The organism is Anaerosolibacter carboniphilus, assembly GCF_014205875.1.
GTDB classification, from domain to species: Bacteria; Bacillota; Clostridia; order Peptostreptococcales; family Thermotaleaceae; genus Anaerosolibacter; species Anaerosolibacter carboniphilus.
Genome location: NZ_JACHEN010000065.1, coordinates 1 through 4,511 on the forward strand (window position 1 = coordinate 1; position 4,511 = coordinate 4,511).

Genomic DNA, 4,511 nt, shown 5'->3' on the forward strand with positions numbered 1-4,511 from the left:
TTATTTTTTTGATCCAAACGAAAAAATTATCAATTACTAGAAATTAAGAAAACCACCAGATAGATAAAATCTGGTGGTTTGTAATCAACCTCAAGTAGGGTATTAATACCCTACTTTTTTATTATGTGAAATGTTAATATTTAACACGAAGATAGTGCATCTATTTTGTAACGTTTAAAGTATATGATGCAGGTGATCCTGTAAAAAATACTGCTCGTACATAATAGGTACCTGCAGATACGGTTTTGCTGATTGACTCAGAGGAACTACCTGTTTTACGTGATGAAGCGATTAATGTCTTATTTGCATCAAAAAGATAGAGATCTAAATCAGCACTGCTACTACTACTTAAATTAGCTGTTAAAGTTGCTGAACTACTAAGAACAACTTTATAGTAATCATACTTATCATACATAGAGAGACTGCCACTTATATAGGCAGGGAGTGTGATTTCATTAGCTTGTGAATAATCGTCATTCGGTTCTATATCAGTGAAAGCTGCAAAAGATGACACACCAAACATCATAATAACCAATAGTGTCACAGACAATAATAAAAGCTTTCTTTTCATTTGTATACAACCTCCTTGTTTTTTTTTACTATTATCTCAAATGAGATAATAAATGTAATTACGTTAGCTAACATATATAGTATATCATGAAAAAAATGGAAATGAAGTAAAAAATATTATATAAATAGAAAATAGTTCCATATACCTAGACTTATTTTCATATATAATACACATTTCTAATATAGCAGGGTTGATCCTGCCGTTTTTTAAAAGTTAAAAAGTATCGCATTAAAAGATACATAAAAAGGATATAGAAGAGTCAATATATTATTGTTGTGAAAATATTTCTAAAAGGAGTGTGTTCAAATGGACCATGAAACAAAAGAGTTAGTTGAAAGTATTGCCAGACATGAAGCTAAAGAAGAATTTGCAGAAGAATTTAATACACTTAGAAAAGAACTTGACAGAATTCATAAATCGTTATCTGTGTACCAACAACAAATTCAGCAAGGACCACAACAAGGCCAACAGCAAACACAACAGGCTAATCAGCTTTTACAGCAAATTCAATCATTTACCACTCAAGCTCAACAACAACAGCAACAAGCAGATCAAGCATTACAACAAAGCATTCAGCAAGCTATTCAAACACTAAGTCAAGCCAATCAATATGTTCAGAGTAATAGAGCACTAAGTCAGGCAAGTCTAGCTGTAAGCCAGGCGCAGCAACATTTACAACAAATACAACAACAAGGTCAACAACAATCTGGACAACAAGGACAGCAAGGCCAACAACAACAAGTGTATCAATAATCTCATATAAGTCTAATCCTAAAAGTTTTTTTCTTCCGTGTATAACATAAGCTCCTATATTTTTTATAGGAGCTTCATTGCTTTGTAAAAGTAATTCTATTCACTTTTTTAGCTTTGTCAATGTCAATTTACCATCTATGCAGGAGGTATTACGTAACTCCTATTAGAAGAGATGTAGGAATTGCTCCACTAAAAGGCAAGCAATGAGTTTTATGGTAAGTCTAGCTAAGGATGGCATCTTTCTTTTATTTGTAATATAAGTTATTGAATAACTAAAATTACAATAAAAAAATTATCAGATTTCTAGTAGCTATATAAGGATCATTAAATTTGGTTCTGAATGTAGCTTCGCTGTAATACCCTAAATGCTTAGATTATAATTCTTCTTTTATCTGATTATATAGCCCTTCTACCGTATCATCTTGAAGAATGAAACCATTTGTTATAGCAATAGGTCTTAAGGCACAATCATTACAAAATTCTATGCAAGATTCTATTCTTACAGAGACATCGGTATATTCATTTTCTATTCTATCTATCAGCTTATCGACGCCTTTGGAGAGATTGTTTTTACAAAAATGAACTTCTGGCATGTTATCACTCCTTCTTTTTAGCCGTATATACTATATTATTCATATTTATCTACTAATTCATGTATAGAAAAATTGGAGACTTACCAACATTTCCAACTGATTGAGAAGAATATATTATTATTTGTGTATTGGTAGAGTGAAATTTTATATTGCACATTTTATGGAATCAATATTCATATGAAACTATTAATAAAATTATATGTGCTGAAATAGAAAACTTCTTAGTATCCTATATTCAAAGCAAGTTATGGCTCGACAAGGCCACTATGTAGATAGTCTTTTGTTATATGTTATATTCAATCTCATAATCAATTATCGATTTCAAGTATAGTTTCTATTATAAAGCCAACAATATTATCTAGAGAACAAGGGTTCTTCGGTAACTCCAGATTCCAGTCATTACTTAATCTGAGAAACCTAATTTTTATCCTCACCCTTGTTCTTTTTTCATTTTAGAAATGCTACACAGCAATTATGATGATTGCTTTAAACCTAACATAAGAAAGGATTGATTCCAGTGAATTTAATTCGTCATTCACTAAGGGACTTTTTTATAAGACGTATTCTTTTTCCGAGAAGAATTAATAAGATTATTAAGGAAAGCAAGAAAAGATTTAGTTAGTAGACGTAGAGTGCCGTTAGTGATTGTTTTTTTAAAAGTAGGTTTAATCTTATCGTTTTTTTCCTTGTTATAGTTATGAAATATGTCATAATTCTACTAATGTAAATATTATGGTGTTTTGTGGTAGCCAATTATTGACACAAAGAAAAATGTATGGCAGAATATTATGCAAATAAAAACAAAATAATACTATGTCGTTCCGTTTAGCATAGGAATTATGTTATTGTGATAAAATAGGCAGCAGGCTTCTATAAACCAATGATATGGCTGATCGAGGGGGATAAACGATGGATAAGGATAAAATGAATGAAGATTCAAAACGAATTTGGAAGGGAGCTACTGATGTTTTCATAGATTTAGAGAGATTACGAATGGTAATCTTGAATATTAAAATCTCTGTTGCAAAAGTAAACACAGAAGAGCATAGAGCACTATCTACTATTGCTGATTATTTAGCAGAATCGATTGATAGAATTGAGGAAAAGACAAAGGAAATACGAGAGCTATCAAAAAGTATTGGAAAAGAGATTAATAAATAGATTAGTATACACATTACTGATAAGGTAGGCTAAATCCTGCCTTATTTTATTGCGCTAAATGTATCTTTTAATATCAAAAAGATAGGCAAAAGCCTATCCTTGTATGTTGTACTATCTATTGGCGTTATTCCGTTTTCTTCGTTTTGCCAGTACTTATTAGCCACATATGCTGAAAATATTCTGTTATTCCTAAAAGAAAAGCAGTGAGCAATGCACCGTTTAAAGAGACCACCGATCCCCGAAGAAAGAACTGAGAAAAATATACTATAGCTGTAGCTGCCACAAAATCCAAAGCCAAGCTCATCCATTGCGTATCTCTTTTCAACATCAATACTTCCATCATATGAGCCGATACGGCAAGAATAAGACCAACAACTATTGGCTGATAAATGGTTGAATAAAATACCCCTTTAAACAGTATGTCAGAGATATATACTGTAAGAGGACAAATAATAAGTTTCATTATTAATCCAGCCAATCAGGACACCTCCTTTTATAGTTCTAGCATTAGAATTTCCAGCCGGTAGATATTTATTCTAAATACATATTTAGCCATTTAGGACGGGAAATCTTTGCTCTGTTTGTACCATAAACTGAATATGTTGGATTAAATCCTACTCATTTATTATTCTCTACATCTTTTTTCTACCAATAAATCGGAACGTTTCTATTGGACATGCATATCATGCTGGTGGAAAGGGGGTGCGAATAATGAATCAAGAACAGTTCAATTATAATAATCTGTTAAAAGCTAGTGTTGAAAATGCAACTCTAGGTAACATGTTTAGAATAGGCGCAAGATGCATCGCAGAGATAGGAGGTAGATTCTTCTTACTCGTCGAAGTAGAAATTGGACCTGAGGGTTCAGAGATGGAGCAGGTAGTTATATTTAGAATATCAGCAGCATTAGCAGCTGCATTATTAAGTGCAGGAGTTAGTCGTTGTCAAATCGTAAATACAATTCCTACCCCAATGCCTGGCACAGAAGTAAATCTTATTTGTGGATTTGTGGAAGGTGGAAATATATTCTTGGTATTCGATGTTGAAAACAGTACTGATGAGCTTGTTCTAGTTAGAGTACCTTTATGTGCTATTGTTGGATAAAAAAATCGCTTCTAAAGTAAATATCTATTGGCTACTAAGAGCAGTTTAAAAACATTAATAAGTTCCGTGACTAGCTGTGTAGTATCAAGCCCTATTAAATGATTATTAATCGTTTTGTAGGGCTTGTTTGTTTTGAGCAATGCCTTCAGCTGATATTAAAAAACATTATTGCACTAGAGATAACTTATTAAATATACATTTACCAATATGGCAGGGTTGATTACCGTATTTTTTAAGTTAAAAGAAAAGTTAAATTCTAGTATAGAGCACATGCCGAGCAAATGCAGAACTAAACTCTATTTTTGAGACTAAACATTACTATTAATTTG

Annotated in this window: 6 protein-coding genes; 3 read left to right on the top strand and 3 right to left on the bottom strand. The window is 31.9% G+C overall.

The window, feature by feature from the left end; translation table 11 throughout:
• Window positions 1-160 precede the first annotated feature (160 nt).
• Entirely contained in the window at window positions 161-571 is a 411-nt protein-coding gene (locus tag HNQ80_RS25390; RefSeq protein WP_184314046.1) for a PPC domain-containing protein, read from the bottom strand.
• A 306-nt stretch (window positions 572-877) separates the two neighbouring features.
• Here HNQ80_RS25390 and HNQ80_RS25395 point away from each other — a divergent pair, with 306 nt between their 5' ends.
• Complete coding sequence (locus HNQ80_RS25395) at window positions 878-1,324, top strand: hypothetical protein (RefSeq protein ID WP_184314048.1); 447 nt, start codon at window positions 878-880, stop codon at window positions 1,322-1,324.
• 374 nt (window positions 1,325-1,698) lie between these two features.
• On the opposite strand, the gene HNQ80_RS25400 is transcribed toward HNQ80_RS25395, so the two are convergent.
• Window positions 1,699-1,917: a DUF1450 domain-containing protein gene (locus HNQ80_RS25400; RefSeq protein WP_184314050.1), complete on the bottom strand. Its 219-nt coding sequence runs from the start codon at window positions 1,915-1,917 to the stop codon at window positions 1,699-1,701.
• 909 nt (window positions 1,918-2,826) lie between these two features.
• Between HNQ80_RS25400 and HNQ80_RS25405 the strand changes: the two genes are divergently transcribed.
• Window positions 2,827-3,078, top strand: a complete 252-nt coding sequence (locus HNQ80_RS25405) for a hypothetical protein (RefSeq protein ID WP_184314052.1) — start codon at window positions 2,827-2,829, stop codon at window positions 3,076-3,078.
• A 124-nt stretch (window positions 3,079-3,202) separates the two neighbouring features.
• Here HNQ80_RS25405 and HNQ80_RS25410 read toward each other — a convergent pair whose 3' ends face one another.
• Window positions 3,203-3,556, bottom strand: coding sequence for a DUF2512 family protein (locus HNQ80_RS25410; RefSeq protein WP_184314054.1), 354 nt, complete (start codon window positions 3,554-3,556; stop codon window positions 3,203-3,205).
• A gap of 233 nt (window positions 3,557-3,789) precedes the next feature.
• On the opposite strand from HNQ80_RS25410, the gene HNQ80_RS25415 reads away from it, so the two are divergent.
• Window positions 3,790-4,182, top strand: a complete 393-nt coding sequence (locus HNQ80_RS25415; protein ID WP_184314056.1) for a spore coat protein — start codon at window positions 3,790-3,792, stop codon at window positions 4,180-4,182.
• Window positions 4,183-4,511 lie beyond the last annotated feature (329 nt).

What these genes read in the sequence shown, in the direction of transcription:
- HNQ80_RS25390 (WP_184314046.1), bottom strand. Translation starts at nt 571, where the DNA reads ATGAAAAGAAAGCTTTTATTATTGTCTGTGACACTATTGGTTATTATG.
- HNQ80_RS25415 (WP_184314056.1), top strand. Translation starts at nt 3,790, where the DNA reads ATGAATCAAGAACAGTTCAATTATAATAATCTGTTAAAAGCTAGTGTT.
- HNQ80_RS25400 (WP_184314050.1), bottom strand. Translation starts at nt 1,917, where the DNA reads ATGCCAGAAGTTCATTTTTGTAAAAACAATCTCTCCAAAGGCGTCGAT.
- HNQ80_RS25395 (WP_184314048.1), top strand. Translation starts at nt 878, where the DNA reads ATGGACCATGAAACAAAAGAGTTAGTTGAAAGTATTGCCAGACATGAA.
- HNQ80_RS25405 (WP_184314052.1), top strand. Translation starts at nt 2,827, where the DNA reads ATGGATAAGGATAAAATGAATGAAGATTCAAAACGAATTTGGAAGGGA.